The following is a 16,308-nucleotide window of genomic DNA, read 5'->3' as shown; positions in this document are numbered from 1 at the left end:
AGCCTGTGTTCAGGGGCTGAGGTAGAACGGTTGTCGTGAATCAGGAGGGGGTTTCAAATGGAAGATCAATCGCCGGATGTTCCGGTAAAGAAGCCGGCGGTGCTGCTGGTCGATGATGAAGAGTCGATTCTCAATAGCCTGCGTCGGCTGTTGCGCAGCCAGCCGTACGAGATCCTGCTGGCCGACAGTGGCGCCAAGGCCTTGGAAATCCTCAAGGAACGGCCGGTCGACCTGGTGATGACCGACGCGCGCATGCCGAACATGGATGGCGCCACGCTGTTGGCCGAGATCCGCAAGTTGTACCCGTCGACGTTGCGCATCCTGCTCACCGGGTATGCCGATGTGGACATGATGACCAAGGCCATCAACGAGGGGCAGCTCTATCGCTACCTCAGCAAGCCCTGGAACGATGAGGAACTGGTGCAGGCCTTGCGCCAGGCCCTGGCCCACCAGCATTCCGAAAGCGAGCGCCAGCGCCTCGAAGCGCTGAACCGCGAGCAGAACCAGCAACTCAAGACCCTGAACGCCACCCTGGAAAAGCGCGTGGCGTCACGCACCTCCGAGCTGCAGCAGACCGCCGACATGCTCGACCTGGCCTACGACGAGCTCAAGCGCAGTTATGTGACCAGCACCGAGGTGTTTTCGCTGATCGCCAACCTGCGCCTGCCCAAGGCCAAGCAGACCAACCGGCAGATCATCGAATTGATCAGGGTCTACAGCCGGCTGCATTTCCTCGATGAGTCCACCGATCGCGACCTGACCATGGCCGCGGCGCTGTACAACATCGGCAAGCTGAGCTGGACCGACAACATGATGGTCACGCCGGCCGACCTGCTGCACCACAACGAGCTGGATCTGTACCGTGCCTATCCGAAGCAGAGCGAATCGCTGCTGATGACCCTGGACCCGATGAAGGACGCGGCACGGATCATCCGTCATCACCAGGAGCGCTGGGACGGCAGCGGGTTCCCCGAGCACCTCAAGGGCGAGGCGATTCCGTTCGGTTCGCGGCTGTTGAAACTGGCGGTGGACTTCATCGAGCTGCAGCGTGGGTTGATCCTCGAACGGCAGATGAACAGCGACGAAGCCCTGGTCTACATCCGCAAATACGCCGGCAAGCTGTACGACCCGGACATGATCGAGGACTTCATCAAGGCCTGTAGCGAATACCTGGACGACGTGACCCTGTCTGACCCGACGGTGAAGGTCATGAGCACCCGGGAGCTGGCGGCCGGTATGGTCCTGGCGCGCAACCTCAACGCCGACAACGGCATGCTGCTGCTCAACGCCGGCAAGGTCCTGAGCGGCCCGCTGGTGGAGAAGCTCATCGCCTTCGAGGCGATGGAAGGGGCCCGGTACAGCGTGTTCGTCAAGATTCCCGAAGAGGAGGCCGACCCGTTGGCGCCGAAGCCGATTTTGGGGTGATGCGGTTCTGAAGATGCCTGTGGGAGCGAGCTTGCTCGCGATAGCGGAGTGTCAGTTACTGCAGTGTTGGCTGACCGGACGCTATCGCGAGCAAGCTCGCTCCCACAGGGGGAATATGTTGATTTCCAGTCCAGCGCCAGGCTTTGCTCCCTGCGGCTGTGGTCTGTAATCTCCCTGGCATTTTTCTGCCCAAGGCTTTGACTCATCATGACCACTTCCCTCATCCGCATCGCCGCCGCCCTGTTGCTCGGGCCCGACGGTCGAACCCTTCTGGTGCGCAAGCGTGGCACCCGGGCCTTCATGCAGCCGGGGGGCAAGATCGAGCCCCATGAACAACCGGCCCAGGCCTTGGCCCGGGAGCTGGAAGAAGAGCTTGGGTTGCGGATCGACCCGGCCCAGGCCCGTCACTTGGGTGTGTTCAGCGCGCCGGCGGCCAACGAGCCGGGGTTTACCGTGCAGGCCGAGGTGTTTTTGCTGAACATCGACGTCCCGGTTTCGCCAGCGGCCGAAATAGAAGAGGTGTGCTGGATCGACCCGGCCGGCGACAGTGGTCGGGTGCTGGCACCGTTGACAGGCGAGGTGATCCTGCCGTTTTATCGAGCGACATACCTCGCCACCTGCTGATCCACCTTCAAGGACGGATGCCCATGATTCCATTGCCGGACCTGCTGATTTTCGCCGCCGCCGCGTTGCTGATGGTGCTGACGCCCGGCCCGAACATGATCTACCTGATCTCCCGTTCGATCTGCCAGGGTCGCAAGGCCGGCGTCACGTCGCTGTTGGGGGTGGTGGCGGGGTTCTTCGTGCACATGTTCGCCGCCGCCGCGGGGTTGACGGCGGTGTTCCTGGCGGTGCCCATGGCCTATGAAATGTTGAAATGGGCCGGTGCGCTGTACCTGTTGTGGCTGGCCTGGCAGGCCGTGAAGCCGGGCGCCCGTTCGCCCTTCGAGGCCCAGCAGTTACCGGCGGATTCGACGCGCAAGCTGATCACCATGGGCTTTCTCACCAGTGCGCTGAATCCGAAGATTGCGGTGTTCTACTTGTCGGTGTTCCCACAGTTCATCAGCCCGGAACACGGTTCGCTGTTTACCCAGAGCGTCATCCTCGGACTGACCCAGATCAGCGTCAGTTTCAGCGTCAACCTGTTGATCGCGCTGTTCGCCGCCGGCATTGCCTCATGGTTCGTCCATAACCCGAGCTGGCTGGCGGTGCAGCGCTACTTCATGGGGTTTGTCCTCGGTGCCCTGGCGCTGCGCCTGATGCTTGAGCAACGGCGCGCGGCGTGAACATTCGGCGCCTGCGGGCCGGCGATGCCGAGGTCTATCGCGCGCTGATGCTCCAGGCGTATGCCTTGCACCCGCAGGCGTTCACGTCCAGTGTCAGCGAGCGGGCGAAGCTGCCCATCAATTGGTGGGCGTCGCGCCTGGTCAGCCGCCTCGATGTGTTGCTGGGGGCCTTTGTCGAACAGGAACTGGCCGGCATCGTCGGCCTGGCCCTGGAGCCCCGGGAAAAAGCCCGGCACAAGGCGCTGCTGTTCGGCATGTACGTCGCCGACGAGCATCGCCATCGCGGGCTCGGCTACCAACTGGTACAGACCGCCCTCGACGAAGCCCGGCGCCACACCTTCCTGCGCCTGGTGCAATTGTCCGTCACCGCCGGCAACGACCCGGCGGTCAAGCTCTATCAGCGTTGTGGCTTTGTCCTATATGGCCTTGAGCCGATGGCGATCCGGGTGGGCGACGAATACATCGACAAAATCCACATGTGGCTCGAGCTGTAAACCAACCCGCCATGACTGTTGAGCTTTATTTGTGGCGAGGGGATTTATCCCCGCAGGGCTGCGAAGCAGCCCCCAAACCAGGCAACGCGATGTGTCCGGAAGATGGCGTTCGCTGCTTTAGGGCCGCTTTGCGGCCCAACGGGGATAAATCCCCTCGCCACAAGGAATGTGCTTCACCGAACGGCACTGACCCCATCGAGGGTCGAAAACGACGTGTCCTTGGCCGTCAGCAGGAAGTCGCGCATGTATGGCGCGTCGAGCATGTCGGTGCGCACCGCCGCGTATAGCGTGGCAAACAAGCCTTTCTCCCCCAGGCGCTTGGCCTTCACATAGCCGCGCGAGCTGTATTCATGCAGCGCCCAGTGCGGCATGCCACAGACGCCACGGCCGCTGGCCACCAGTTGCATCATCATTACCGTCAGCTCGGACGTGCGGACCTGGGCCGGTTCGATGTCGGCCGGCTCCAGGAAACGGGTGAAGATGTCCAGCCGGTCCCGCTCCACCGGGTAGGTGATCAGGGTCTCGTTGACCAGGTCTTCCGGCACGATGAACGGCTTGCCCGCCAGTCGATGCTGGTTGGCCACGGCCAGCATCGCTTCGTAGGTGAACAACGGCACATAGGTGATGCCGGCCAGCTCCAGCGGGTCGGACGTCACCACCAGGTCGAGATCGCCCCGGGCCAGGGCCGGCAAGGGGGCGAAGGCGAAGCCCGAGGCCAGGTCCAGCTCGACTTCCGGCCAGGCGTCGCGGAATTGGTCGATGGTCGGCATCAGCCACTGGAAGCAGCTGTGGCACTCGATCGCCATGTGCAGCCGCCCAGCCGTGCCGCCCGCCAATCGGGCGATGTCCCGTTCGGCACTGCGCAGTAGCGGCAGGGTGGCATCGGCCAGTTGCAACAGGCGCAGGCCGGCGCTGGTGAAGCGAATCGGCTTGGTCTTGCGCACGAACAACTGCATGCCCAGGCGCTCTTCCAGTTCCTTGAATTGGTGGGAAAGGGCGGATTGGGTCAGGTGCAGGCGTTCGGCGGCTTCCACCAGGCTGTCGGCTTCGCGCAGGGCGTGCAGGGTCTTGAGGTGACGGAGTTCAAGCACCGGAGTTGCTCCATGAATAAAACTTGTGATCAACACGAAAAGGTTGAGTTTGTCTCATGTGGCCTCGGCTGTCGACAATGGCGCCATCTTTTACAGGAGGACGCACACCATGGCCCTGGCCCACACCCTCGGTTTTCCCCGCATCGGCGCTGATCGCGAACTGAAGAAAGCCCTCGAAGCCTACTGGAAGGGCGATCTGGCCCCGGCGGCGTTGCAGGCGGTGGGTCGCGAACTGCGGGCTCGGCACTGGCAACTGCAGAAAGACGCCGGCATCGACCTGCTGCCGGTCGGCGACTTTGCCTGGTACGACCAGGTGCTCAGCCACACTTTGACCCTGGGTGCCGTCCCGCAACGCTTCCACAGCACCTTGAATGCCCAGGGCCGGTCGACCCTCGACACCCTGTTCGCCATGGCCCGTGGCGCCACGGCCAGTTGCTGCGGTGCCGACCACGGTCAGGCGCAATATGCCCAAGAGCTGACCAAGTGGTTCGACACCAACTACCACTACCTGGTCCCGGAGTTCTCCGCCGACCAGACCTTCGCCCTGAGCTGGGAACAGTTGTTCGACGAAGTGGACGAGGCCCATGCCTTGGGCCACCCGGTCAAACCGGTGATCATCGGCCCGTTGACCTACTTGTGGCTGGGCAAGGCCAAGGGCGAGGCGTTCGACAAGCTCGACCTGCTGGAGCGCCTGCTGCCGGTCTACGGTGAAATCCTCAGTCGTCTCAAGGCCCAAGGCGTGGAGTGGGTGCAGATCGACGAACCGATCCTCACCCTCGACCTGCCCCAAGCCTGGAAAAACGCCTTCGAGCGGGCCTACCACATCCTCCAGTACTCGCCGTTGAAAAAACTCGTGGCCACTTATTTCAGTGGCCTGGAAGACAACCTCGGCCTGGCGGTAAGCCTGCCGGTGGATGGTTTGCACATTGACGCGGTACGCGACCCGGAACAACTGGGCCAGGTGCTGGACCGCCTGCCGACCTACAAGATCCTCTCGGTGGGCCTGGTCAACGGCCGCAATGTCTGGCGCTGCGAGCTGGAACAGGCGCTGGCGCACTTGCAACCGGCCCAGGAGCGCTTTGGCGACAACCTCTGGGTCAGCACCTCTTGCTCGTTGCTGCACAGCCCGGTGGACCTGGAACGTGAAGACCGGCTCGATCCCGAACTCAAGAGCTGGCTCGCCTTCGCCGTACAGAAATGCGGTGAAGTCGCGGTGTTGCGCGATGCTCTGAACGATCCACAAGCCCCCACCGTGCAACAGGCGTTGAGCGACAGCCGCGCGGTGCAGGCCCGTCGCGCCGGTTCGGCGCGCATTCACAAAACCGAGGTCCAGGCGCGCCTGGCGGCGATCGGTCCACAGGACAGCCAGCGGCGTTCTCCGTTTGCCCAGCGCATCGAACGCCAGCGTGCACGCCTGGCGTTGCCGGCCTTTCCTACCACCACCATCGGCTCCTTCCCGCAGACCCCGGCCATTCGCCTGGCACGCCAGGCCTACAAGCAAGGCAAGCTGTCGGCCAACGACTATCAGGACGCCATGCACACCGAGATCCGCCATGCCGTGCAGATCCAGGAGCGCCTGGGCCTGGACGTGTTGGTGCACGGTGAAGCCGAGCGCAACGACATGGTGGAATACTTCGCCGAACAACTGGACGGCTACGCCTTTACCCGTTTTGGCTGGGTGCAGAGCTATGGCTCGCGTTGTGTGAAGCCGGCGATCATCTACGGCGACATCAGCCGCCCGCAGGCCATGACCGTCGACTGGATTCGTTACGCGCAAAGCCTGACCGACAAAGTCATGAAAGGCATGCTCACCGGTCCCGTGACCATGCTGATGTGGTCGTTCCCCCGCGAAGACGTGTCGCGCCAAGTCCAGGCTCGACAACTGGCCCTGGCCCTGCGGGACGAGGTGCTGGACCTGGAGAAGGCCGGGATCAAAATCGTGCAGATCGACGAGGCGGCGTTCCGCGAAGGGTTGCCGTTGCGTCGCGGGCAATGGCAGGCGTACCTGGACTGGGCCGTGGACGCTTTCCGTGTGTGTGCGTCGGGTGTGGCGGATGACACCCAGATCCATACCCACATGTGCTACAGCGAGTTCAACGACGTGATCAAGGCCATCGCTGACATGGACGCCGATGTCATCACCATCGAGACCTCCCGTTCGGACATGGAATTGCTGGACGCGTTCGAGGCGTTCGACTACCCGAACGACATCGGCCCGGGTGTCTACGATATCCATTCGCCACGGGTGCCGGACACGACCGAGATGGTTGCGCTAATGAGCAAGGCGGTGAAACGGATCGCGGCCGAGCGGCTGTGGATCAACCCCGACTGCGGGCTGAAAACCCGGGCCTGGCCAGAGACGGAAGCGGCATTGGTGAACATGGTGGCGGCGGCGCGGCAGTTGCGTAGCCAGTTGGCCTGAGGCCCCACGAGGTTTGCCCCTCCCTGTGACCTTGCACCCTGTGGCGAGGGGATTTATCCCCGCTGGGTTGCGAAGCAGCCCCAGAAAAGGCTGGACGCAATCCACCTGATACAACAAGGCGCCTGGCTTTAGGGCTGCTTCGCAGCCCAACGGGGATAAATCCCCTCGCCACAGGGGATCGTATTCGGTTTTATTGCTCCACTTGACCGGGCAACCATCGCCACTCGGCAATCTTCATCAAACTGTCACGCAACTGTGGCAGCGCGCTTGAACAAACTTCATCAGACTCGCGCTCTACTGGGGTTCTGCGTTTTGGTGTTTCTTCATGCGTGTATTTATTTTCCTGGCCGCGTTGTGTTTCGGCCTGCCGTCGATGGCGGCGTCTCGTTGTGATGTCAACGTTGCGACCCAACGGGTCGATCTGGACCAGGTGAGCCTGGCGTACCAGAGCATTGGTCGTGCCTCGGATCCGGCGTTGTTGCTGGTGATGGGGTTGGGCGGGCAGTTGATCCATTGGCCGGACGAAGTGGTGGTCGCCCTGTGCGAGCAGGGTTTCCGGGTGATTCGCTACGACAACCGCGATGTGGGCCTGAGCACTTGGCGGCAGGCGCCCGGCAGCGCCAACCTGACCTTTGAAGCCCTGCGTTACAAACTCGGGTTGCCCGTGGCCGCGCCTTATACCCTGACGGACATGGCCGACGACGGGTTGGGGCTGATGGATGCCCTGCACGTGCAGCGCTTCCACGTGTTGGGCGCAAGCATGGGCGGGATGATCGCCCAGCACATGGCCGCCATGGCGCCGCAACGGGTCGAAAGCCTGACGTTGATCATGACCAGTTCCAGCGCCGCAGGCTTGCCCGCGCCCAGCGAAAGACTGGTGCAACTGTTGTCCCGGCGCGGTGCGCCGAATCGCGAAATGGCCCTGGAACAGCAGGCCGATCTGCTGGCTGCGTTGGGCAGCCCGGGGGTGGTGGACGATCGCCAGGCCTTGCTGCATCAGGCCGCCGTGGCCTATGACCGGGCCTTTAACCCCGAAGGCGTGAAGCGCCAGATCATGGCGATCATGGCCGAGCCAAGCCGGGTGGCCCTGCTCAATCAATTGCGGGTGCCGACTCTGGTCGTCCACGGCACTGCCGACCCTTTGCTGCCAGTGATGCATGGCGTGCACTTGGCGGCGCACATCCAAGGCAGCCAATTGAAACTGATCCCAGGCCTGGCCCATCGCTTCCAGGACGCGTTCAAGGCGCCGTTGCTGGGGGCGGTCTTGCCGTATCTGCAGCAGCACCGCGAAGACACGTCCCACTGGGCGCAGATCGAGCCGGTGCAGTCGTCTAATCTGCTCTAGCTGACCGCTGGCTTTTTTGTGGCGAGGGGATTTATCCCCGCTGGACTGCGCAGCGGGCCCAAGCGATCGAACATGATCAACCTGACACACCGAAGCACCAGGCTTTGGGGCGCGCTGCGCGACCCAGCGGGGATAAATCCCCTCGCCACAAGGGTTTAGCACATGGCTTCTATCGCGCCTGGGCCTGCTCCACCAACCAGCCCATCAACGCCTGCAACGGCCCCGAGGCCTGGGGCTTGCGCGGGTGCACCAGGTGATAGCCCTGCCCGGTCTTGACCTTCAGCTCGAACGGCATCACCAGCCGACCGGCGCTCAGGTCGTCGCCGATCAACGACCAGTCGCCAATCGCCACGCCGGTGCCCTGGGAGGCCATGGACATGGCCAGGTCCAGGGTTTCGAAATGCTGGCCTTTGCTGGCATGGCTTAAATGCACATCGGCAGCCGCCAACCAGGCGTTCCAGTCGCGCTGGTCAAGGGCCGGGTGCAACAGCAGGTGGTGTTGCAGGTCGGCAGGTTCATACAACGGCACCGGACCTTCCAGGACCGGGCGCGAGCAGACCGGCGTCAGTTGTTCATCGAACAGGTGCAGGCACGCCAGCGAGGCGTCCGGTGGTGGGCCATAGACCACCGCGGCGTCGAAGGCTTCGCGCTGGAAATCCACGCCGTGCCTGACCGTGGTGGTCAGTTCAACCGGCACGTCCGGCCGTTCCTTTTGCCACTGCAACAAGCGCGGCAGCAACCAGCGCATCACGCAGGTCGGGGCCTTGAGTCGCAGGGCCTGGCGCTTCTCGCCGATCTGCTCGACCGCTTCGCCGATCAGGCTGAACACCTGTTGTACCCGTGGCAGCCACGCCTGGCCCTCGGCCGTCAGGCTCAAGCCGCGTGCCTGGCGCTGGAACAGCGCATAACCCAAATGATCTTCCAGCCCGGCGATCTGCCGGCTCACCGCGCCCTGGGTAATGTGCAAGTGTTCGGCGGCCCGGGTGAAGTTGCAGCATTGGGCCGTGATCAGAAACGTGTGCAGTGCGGGCAGCGGGGGGAGTCGCTTCATTTCGATCCAGCCATGACGTGAGGACATGGCGAGTATGACTTTTTATCCATTGTTGCCGCCATGGCCTGGCCGTTCCAATAACGCCATTCCCATCGATAAAAAGGGGCCGCAGCGTATTGCACGGGCCCCATCCCAGACAAGAAAAGGGCAGTGGCAATGGCAACGTGCGGCGAAGTACTGGTCAAGTTACTCGAAGGCTATGGCGTGGAGCAGGTGTTCGGTATTCCCGGCGTGCACACCGTCGAGCTGTACCGCGGGCTGGCCCGTTCAAGCATCCGCCATGTGACGCCGCGCCATGAGCAGGGCGCAGGTTTCATGGCCGACGGTTACGCCCGCGTTAGCGGCAAGCCTGGCGTGTGCTTCATCATCACCGGGCCCGGCATGACCAACATCACCACCGCCATGGGCCAGGCCTACGCCGATTCGATCCCGATGCTGGTGATCTCCAGCGTGCAGTCGCGCAGCCAGTTGGGCGGCGGCCGCGGCAAGTTGCACGAACTGCCGGACCAGTCTGCGTTGGTAGGCGGTGTCGCGGCGTTTTCCCACACACTGATGTCCGCCGCCGAGTTGCCCGGCGTGCTGGCCCGGGCGTTTGCCCTGTTCCAGGCCGGGCGTCCACGGCCGGTTCACATTGAAATCCCGCTGGATGTGTTGGTCGAAGACGCCGACGCCTTGCTCGCCAGCGTGCCGGTGAACATTTGCCGCGCCGGTGCGGCACCGGGTGCGGTGAAACAAATGGCGGGTCTGCTGGCGACGGCGCGCCGGCCGTTGATCCTGGCCGGGGGCGGGGCCATCGACGCAGCGGCGCAATTGACTGAGCTGGCCGAACGTCTCGACGCGCCCGTGGCGTTGACCATCAATGCCAAAGGCCTGTTGCCTGCACGCCATCCGTTGCTGATCGGCTCCACCCAGAGCCTGATCGCCACCCGCGCCTTGGTGAGCGAGGCGGACGTGGTGCTGGCCATCGGCACCGAACTGGCCGAGACCGATTACGATGTGACCTTCGCTGGCGGCTTCGAGATCCCGGGGGCATTGCTGCGTATTGACATCGACCCGGACCAGACCGTGCGCAACTACCCGCCGCACCTGGCCCTGGTGGCCGACGCCGGTGTCGCCGCCCGGGCCTTGCTGGAGGAGTTGGACCAGCAACCCTTGGCAGAACGCCACGCCGATTGGGGCGCTGCGCGTGCCGCCCGATTGTGCGCGCAGCTTCAAGGCGGTTGGGACGCCGCGACCCGGGCCCAGACCGTGTTTCTCGAGACGGTCTTGCAGGCACTGCCGGAGGCGGTGTTCGTCGGTGATTCCACACAACCGGTGTACACCGGCAACCTGACGTTCAACCCGGAGCGTCCGCGCCGCTGGTTCAATTCATCCACCGGCTACGGCACCCTTGGCTACGCGTTGCCAGCGGCCATCGGCGCCTGGCTCGGCGGCAAGGACCTGGGCCACGGCCGCCCGGCGGTGGTGTGCCTGATTGGCGACGGCGGGCTGCAGTTCACCTTGCCGGAACTGGCCAGCGCCGTGGAAGCGCGTACGCCGGTGATCGTGCTGCTGTGGAATAACCAGGGCTACGAAGAGATCAAGAAATACATGCTCAACCGCGCCATCGAACCGGTGGGCGTGGACATCTACACCCCGGATTTCATCGGGGTCGCCAAGGCCTTGGGCTGCTTTGCCCAAACCATCGACGATGTGCCGTCGCTGCGTGCCGCGTTGTTGGCGGCCCGCGAGCGGCAGGGACCGACATTGATTGAGATTGACCAGGGTGTCTGGACATCGAAGTGTTGAGGTGTTTTTACTGGCCTCATCGCGAGCAAGCTCGCTCCCACAGGGATCTTCAGTGAACACAGGTTCTCTGTTCACTACAGACTCAGTGTGGGAGCGAGCTTGCTCGCGATGGGGCCCGCCCAGTCAACGCAAAACCCAGGTCAAACGGTCATCCGCAACCGCGCCAGATCCCGCAACGGCGGCGCGCCAAACAACCGGCTGTACTCGCGGCTGAACTGCGAAGGGCTTTCATACCCCACCCGATACCCCGCCGCCGAGGCTTCCAACCCTTCGGCCAGCATCAACCGGCGGGCTTCCTGCAAGCGCAGTTGCTTCTGGTATTGCAACGGGCTCATGGCGGTCATGGCTTTGAAGCGATGATGCAGGGTCGAGACGCTGAGGTTCACTTCCCGGGCCAGCTCATCGATGCGCAGCGGCTGTTCAAAATGGCCGTTGAGCCATTTGATCGCCTGGCTGATGCGATGGCTCTGACTGTTGGCGATGGCGATTTCATACAGCCGATAGCCCTGCGGACTGCGCAACAGGCGATAGAGGATTTCCCGGCGCACCAGGGGCGCGAGCATGGCGATGTCTTTCGGCGTGTTCAGCAGCCGTGCCAGGCGCAGTACGGCGTCGAGCATCGGTGTGTCCAGGCGTTCGACATACAGCCCGCGACCGGCGGGGCGGGTCGGCACGCCCAAGGGGCCGGCGTCGGCGATCAACGCGGTGATTTCCGCCGGGTCGATGTCCAGGCGCAGGGCCAGGATCGGCTGCTCGGGCGTCGCGTGGGCCATGCAGCCGCTCAACGGCATAGACACCGAGACCACGAGGTAATGCAGCGGATCGTAGTCGAACAATTCGTCGGCCAGGCGCACCTGTTTGCTGCCTTGGGCCATGATGCACAGGGCCGGTTGCGCCAACACCGGGGCGAAACTCTGCGGCTTGCTATGCCGCGACAGGTTCAGCGAGCCGATGGCGGTGGCATAGCTGCCGTCTTCGCTGGTGTTGCGGTCGATGATCGACGCCAGTTCGGCGCGCTGTTGTTCCAGATACGTGTCCAGCGGGACGTGGGCGTGGTCGAGCGGCGACATGCCGGGATCCTCAGGCAATAGGGAGCGATGAACAAAGCTTATGTTTGTGCAAGGCGCAGCGGTAGCAACATCCTGTTGAAAGCTTGCCTGATCCTGCACGGCGCACTGGGCCATGACGGTGCAACGCTACCGAAACTTGCTTGAAACCTTTTGTTTCAACTTCCTGGCTTGCAACCGGATCGTCGTCGGATTTTGGGCGGCCGATGCGCAGGATTGTGCAACGGGTCGGCAGGAATCGACTAACGAAGCTGGCGTCGTGGCGCTTAACCTTTGATCCTGTCGCAGCCTGTCCCCGGCTGCACAACGGATTACCTGGGAGGGTTGAACATGACTACACAGATCCCCGTCAGCCACATGGCTTTTGTCCGGGCCCGCGCCGGTTGCTCCAAGCAACTGGGTGCACGCCTGAGCACGCTTATCGCGCCCTCGCGCCAGGCGCCCGGTTGCCTGCACTTTGCCTTGCAGCAATCGCAATGCGACGCTGATTTGTGGCTGGTGTCCGGGCTCTGGGTCAATCAGCCATCGATGGACGCCTACTTCAATTCATCGTCCATGGCCATTTTCGCCGAGCTGGTGCAGGACCTGGTGGTGAGCAGCCTGGATTTCCATACCTTCAGGGAAGTCTCCGCCGCCCAGGCGACTGAAGGGTGCCGGGCACAGGTACACAAACTGGCCGGTTGAAGGTTTAATGAGCGTCATTTTCCATCGCCAGGATGCACAAGACATGGCACGTAAAGCCTTTGAAACCTTTGAAGCTGTTTCCGCCGTTGTTCCCAAGGAAGGCGGCGGTTACCACGCCGCCATTGCCACCAAGGCCATCGGCGGCTTGGGTGCACCGCGCTTTAATAAGGTGCTTGAAGAACAGAGCTTCAAGACTGCGACCGAAGCCGATGAAGCCGCCGCCATGCAGCTCACCCATCTCCAGGGTGTCGACGACGAGGGCGGGTTGGTCTGGTAAACCCCGCGTCACCTGTTGGGATGACCTACACCTGTGGCGAGGGGATTTATCCCCGCTGGGGCGCGAAGCGGCCCTAAAACCAGTCCAGGCAACTCAGTGTCAGGAAGGTATTGAGGGCTGCTCCGCAGCCCAGCGGGGATAAATCCCCTCGCCACAGAGTGTGCTGGTCAAGCTTCTATTTGGGGCGATGCATCTTGAACAACGCCTCAGGCCCCAGCTGGAAATAATCCGCCGGCCCGCCGCCGCGCAAGATCGGCTCGGCGGCGGCGGTGTCGTACACCCCATCCTTCAACAGCCACTGGGCGATATGCACGGCGACCACTTCGCCGAGGATCAGCCAGCTCGGCACCAGCCCCTTGTCCGCCCGCTGCAATTGAATGATCTGCGTGACCTTGCATTCGAAAGACACCGGGCTCTCGGCGACGCGTGGTACCTGGATCACCCGTGACGGGGCGGCCGTCAAGCCCGCCAGTTCGAACTCATTGACCTCTGGGGCGACCATCGCGCAGCTCTGGTTCATTTGCTCGGCCAGGGGGCGGGTGGCCAGGTTCCAGGCGAATTCGCCGGTCTGTTCGATGTTGTTCAGGCTGTCTTTGCGCCCGACGCTGGAGAACCCGATGATCGGTGGGATGTAGTTGAAGGCGTTGAAAAAACTGTAGGGCGCCAGGTTCAGGCGGCCCTCGCCATCCTGGGACGAAATCCAGCCGATGGGCCGTGGGCCGACGATGGCGTTGAACGGATCGTGGGGCAGGCCGTGGCCGTTGGCGGGTTCGTAGAAGTGGATGTCATCGGGCATCGGGTGCGGATCCTGGGTTGGATTTTAAAAATTTCGACGATAGTGCAGGGGCCCACTGTTTTTGTCAGCACCGTGGAGCCTTGTGGGCTGCTCGCGAAGGCGTCGGAACATTCAATATTGAGGCAAGCTGTGCCACCGCTTTCGCGAGCAAGCCCGCTCCCACACTGCGATAGGGAGGCGACGAAGCCTGCGTCCGCTGTTCTTTTCCGTACCCCAAAAACAACTAAGCCCGGCCGAAGCCGGGCTGTGAGGGTGTGGTCATGGGATTAGCTGATGGCAGCGGTGTTAGTGCGGTCGAAGCCATCTTCAGCGACGGTTGCGCCGTTGGTGCGGTCGAAGCCATCTTCAGCGACGGTTGCGCCGTTGGTGCGGTCGAAGCCATCTTCAGCGACGGTGGCGCCGTTGGTGCGGTCGAAGCCATCGGCAGCGAGGGTGGCGCCGTGGGTGCGGTCGAAGCCGTCGGCAGCGAGGGTGGCGCCGTGGGTGCGGTCGAAGCCGTCGGCAGCGAGGGTGGCGCCGTGGGTGCGGTCGAAGCCATCGGCAGCGAGGGTGGCGGCGCCGGTGCGGTCGTAACCATCAGCGGCGATGGACGAGCCGGTGCGGTCGAAGCCGTCGGCAGCAAAGGTGTTGGCGGCCAGTACGGACAGGGTCAGGGCGATGATCAGTTTGGTTTTCATGGTCGTGCTCCAGAATGTTTGGCGTTAGCGCCTTGGGTGTGGAGTTCATATTACGCTTGTTAATTTGATTAAAAAGCGCAAAAAAATGCTCAAACAAATCGATAAAATCGATGCGTGTGCCGTTGCAGCAGAACGGTCAATGAGGCCATTGCCGGCGTATTCGAGCGGCGTTCTGTTGAGGATGAGGATGAAGGTCAGGCATTAACCAGGGATTAATGTCAGAAAAATCTTTAACCAAGGAACGAAAAAAGGGGCGAACCCTGTCAGGTTCGCCCCTTTTTGTTTGTACGACTTGGAGGTCAGTCGGTCACGATCCGCGAATGCTTGCGGGTGTCTTTCATGGTGATGTACACCAGCAGCGATACGGCGATGCAGGCCGTCACGTACCAGTAGTAGCCGGTTTCCATGCCGATGCTCTTGAACCACAGTGCGATGTATTCAGCGGTGCCACCGAAGATCGACACGGTCAGCGCGTAGGGCAGGCCGACGCCCAGGGCGCGGATTTCGGTGGGGAACAGCTCGGCTTTCACCACCGCGTTGATCGAGGTATAGCCGCTGACGATGATCAGCGCGGCCATGATCAGGAAGAACGCGCCCCACCAGGTCTGGATGGTGTGCAGGGTGGTGAGGATCGGCACGGTGAACAGGGTGCCGAGGATGCCGAAGGCAATCAGGATCGGCCGGCGACCGATCTTGTCCGACAGCCCGCCGATCACCGGTTGCAGGCACATGAACAGGAACAGCGTGGCGGCAGAAATAGTGGTGGAATCGGAAATGCTCATGCCGACGGTGTTCACCAGGTATTTCTGCATGTAGGTGGTGTAGGTGTAGAACGCCAGGGTGCCGCCCATGGTCAAGCCGACCACGGTCAACAGTTCCTTGGGATGGCGCATCAAGGTGCGCATCGCGCTTTCCTTGGCTTTTTCCTTTTTGGTGAACGACTCGGTTTCTTCCATGCCGCGACGCAGGTACAGCGCCACCACCGCACACAGCGCGCCGATGGCGAACGGGATACGCCAGCCCCAGGCATACAGCTGTTCGGTGGTGAGGAATTGTTGCAACACGATTAGCACGCCCAAGGCGATGAGCTGGCCGGAGATCAAGGTCACATACTGGAAGCTGGAGAAGAAGCCGCGACGTTCCTTGGTCGCCATCTCGCTCAGGTAGGTCGCCGAGGTGCCGTACTCGCCACCCACCGACAGGCCTTGGAGCAGACGGGCGAACACCAGCAGGATCGGCGCGCCGACACCGATGGTTTCGTAGCTCGGGCTCAGGGCGATGATCAGCGAGCCGAAGCACATCAAGTACACCGAAGCCATCAACGCCCGTTTGCGACCGGCACGGTCGGCGTACAGGCCCATCAACCACCCGCCGATCGGGCGCATCAGGAAGCCCACGGCGAAGATCGCGGCGGTGTTGAGCAATTGGGCGGTGGTGTCGCCCTTGGGGAAGAAGACTTTGGCGAAGTACAACGAGAACGCGGCGTAGACGTACCAGTCATACCACTCGACCATGTTGCCGACCGAGCCGCTGAAGATCGATTTGATCCGGCTGGCGGTGGTTCTTTCACGGGCGGGCACGGCAGCCGACCCAAGGGGCAGGGCGTTGGAGTTATCCATTGAAGGATCCTTCGTTTAATTGTTTTTGTGGAGCGCGTTGGAACGCAGCCTGACAGGGCTATAGCAGGAGCTGTGCCAGGTCGAAGAGGCCTGTTTTAGAGGGGTTTAAGGCGTTTTGTGAGCGGAAATCCGCTTGTTTTTGTTTGCGGGTGAGCGGGAATCCGCTTATCCGTGGGGGAGATGTGCTGTCTGGGCTGGCCTCATCGCGAGCAAGCTCGCTCCCACTGGGTGATGTGTACACAGGACAAAATGTGGGAGCGAGCTTGCTCGTGATGAGGCCAGTGCA

The 16,308-nt window shown here is 62.5% G+C and carries 16 protein-coding genes; 10 read left to right on the top strand and 6 right to left on the bottom strand.

Annotated elements, in window-relative coordinates; genetic code table 11:
- Positions 1–57: 57 nt before the first annotated feature.
- From nosR to ACMTA2_RS26335, 4 genes are all read left to right on the top strand, one after another.
- Positions 58–1,425: a response regulator c-di-GMP phosphodiesterase, NosR family gene (gene nosR, locus ACMTA2_RS26350; RefSeq protein ID WP_413792426.1), complete on the top strand. Its 1,368-nt coding sequence runs from the start codon at positions 58–60 to the stop codon at positions 1,423–1,425.
- A 207-nt stretch (positions 1,426–1,632) separates the two neighbouring features.
- Positions 1,633–2,049: an NUDIX hydrolase gene (locus ACMTA2_RS26345; protein WP_413792425.1), complete on the top strand. Its 417-nt coding sequence runs from the start codon at positions 1,633–1,635 to the stop codon at positions 2,047–2,049.
- A gap of 23 nt (positions 2,050–2,072) precedes the next feature.
- A complete protein-coding gene (locus tag ACMTA2_RS26340) occupies positions 2,073–2,711 on the top strand; it encodes a LysE family translocator (protein WP_413792424.1) in 639 nt (212 codons plus the stop codon).
- Positions 2,708–3,205 carry a GNAT family N-acetyltransferase gene (locus ACMTA2_RS26335; protein WP_413792423.1) on the top strand — a complete coding sequence of 166 codons (498 nt, stop codon included), beginning with the start codon at positions 2,708–2,710 and terminating at the stop codon, positions 3,203–3,205. Before ACMTA2_RS26340 ends, ACMTA2_RS26335 begins: the two co-directional genes overlap by 4 nt.
- 173 nt (positions 3,206–3,378) lie before the next feature.
- On the opposite strand, the gene metR is transcribed toward ACMTA2_RS26335, so the two are convergent.
- Positions 3,379–4,296: a transcriptional regulator MetR gene (metR, locus tag ACMTA2_RS26330; RefSeq protein WP_413792422.1), complete on the bottom strand. Its 918-nt coding sequence runs from the start codon at positions 4,294–4,296 to the stop codon at positions 3,379–3,381.
- A 109-nt stretch (positions 4,297–4,405) separates the two neighbouring features.
- Between metR and metE the strand changes: the two genes are divergently transcribed.
- Both metE and ACMTA2_RS26320 read left to right on the top strand, forming a co-directional pair.
- Positions 4,406–6,718 carry a 5-methyltetrahydropteroyltriglutamate--homocysteine S-methyltransferase gene (metE, locus tag ACMTA2_RS26325; RefSeq protein WP_413792421.1) on the top strand — a complete coding sequence of 771 codons (2,313 nt, stop codon included), beginning with the start codon at positions 4,406–4,408 and terminating at the stop codon, positions 6,716–6,718.
- Between the two features lie 325 nt (positions 6,719–7,043).
- On the top strand, positions 7,044–8,063 hold the full coding sequence (locus tag ACMTA2_RS26320) for an alpha/beta fold hydrolase (RefSeq protein ID WP_413792420.1): 1,020 nt from the start codon (positions 7,044–7,046) through the stop codon (positions 8,061–8,063).
- Between the two features lie 169 nt (positions 8,064–8,232).
- Here the strand turns inward: ACMTA2_RS26320 and ACMTA2_RS26315 are convergent, their stop codons facing one another.
- On the bottom strand, positions 8,233–9,114 hold the full coding sequence (locus ACMTA2_RS26315) for a LysR substrate-binding domain-containing protein (protein WP_413792419.1): 882 nt from the start codon (positions 9,112–9,114) through the stop codon (positions 8,233–8,235).
- Positions 9,115–9,270: 156 nt separating this feature from the next.
- Between ACMTA2_RS26315 and ACMTA2_RS26310 the strand changes: the two genes are divergently transcribed.
- A complete protein-coding gene (locus ACMTA2_RS26310) occupies positions 9,271–10,902 on the top strand; it encodes a 5-guanidino-2-oxopentanoate decarboxylase (RefSeq protein WP_413792418.1) in 1,632 nt (543 codons plus the stop codon).
- A gap of 140 nt (positions 10,903–11,042) precedes the next feature.
- Here ACMTA2_RS26310 and ACMTA2_RS26305 read toward each other — a convergent pair whose 3' ends face one another.
- Entirely contained in the window at positions 11,043–11,972 is a 930-nt protein-coding gene (locus ACMTA2_RS26305) for an AraC family transcriptional regulator (protein WP_413792417.1), read from the bottom strand.
- A 112-nt stretch (positions 11,973–12,084) separates the two neighbouring features.
- On the opposite strand from ACMTA2_RS26305, the gene ACMTA2_RS26300 reads away from it, so the two are divergent.
- Genes ACMTA2_RS26300 through ACMTA2_RS26290 form a run of 3 tightly spaced genes read left to right on the top strand, consistent with a single transcriptional unit; the run spans position 12,085 to position 12,930 of the window.
- Entirely contained in the window at positions 12,085–12,246 is a 162-nt protein-coding gene (locus ACMTA2_RS26300; protein WP_413792416.1) for a hypothetical protein, read from the top strand.
- A 53-nt stretch (positions 12,247–12,299) separates the two neighbouring features.
- Positions 12,300–12,653, top strand: coding sequence for a putative quinol monooxygenase (locus tag ACMTA2_RS26295; RefSeq protein ID WP_413792415.1), 354 nt, complete (start codon positions 12,300–12,302; stop codon positions 12,651–12,653).
- Positions 12,654–12,696: 43 nt separating this feature from the next.
- Positions 12,697–12,930 (top strand): hypothetical protein, encoded by a 234-nt coding sequence (locus tag ACMTA2_RS26290; protein ID WP_413795724.1) that lies wholly within the window; start codon positions 12,697–12,699, stop codon positions 12,928–12,930.
- 175 nt (positions 12,931–13,105) lie between these two features.
- Here ACMTA2_RS26290 and ACMTA2_RS26285 read toward each other — a convergent pair whose 3' ends face one another.
- The 3 genes from ACMTA2_RS26285 to ACMTA2_RS26275 form a co-directional block, all read right to left on the bottom strand.
- A complete protein-coding gene (locus ACMTA2_RS26285) occupies positions 13,106–13,726 on the bottom strand; it encodes a flavin reductase family protein (protein ID WP_413792414.1) in 621 nt (206 codons plus the stop codon).
- 266 nt (positions 13,727–13,992) lie between these two features.
- Complete coding sequence (locus ACMTA2_RS26280; protein ID WP_413792413.1) at positions 13,993–14,403, bottom strand: heme utilization protein; 411 nt, start codon at positions 14,401–14,403, stop codon at positions 13,993–13,995.
- A gap of 299 nt (positions 14,404–14,702) precedes the next feature.
- A complete protein-coding gene (locus ACMTA2_RS26275; protein ID WP_413792412.1) occupies positions 14,703–16,022 on the bottom strand; it encodes an MFS transporter in 1,320 nt (439 codons plus the stop codon).
- Positions 16,023–16,308 lie beyond the last annotated feature (286 nt).

The organism is Pseudomonas medicaginis (genome assembly GCF_965119365.1).
GTDB lineage: Bacteria > Pseudomonadota > Gammaproteobacteria > Pseudomonadales > Pseudomonadaceae > Aquipseudomonas.
The sequence above is the reverse complement of the archived record's forward strand: the minus strand, read 5'-3'. Positions and strand labels throughout refer to the sequence as shown.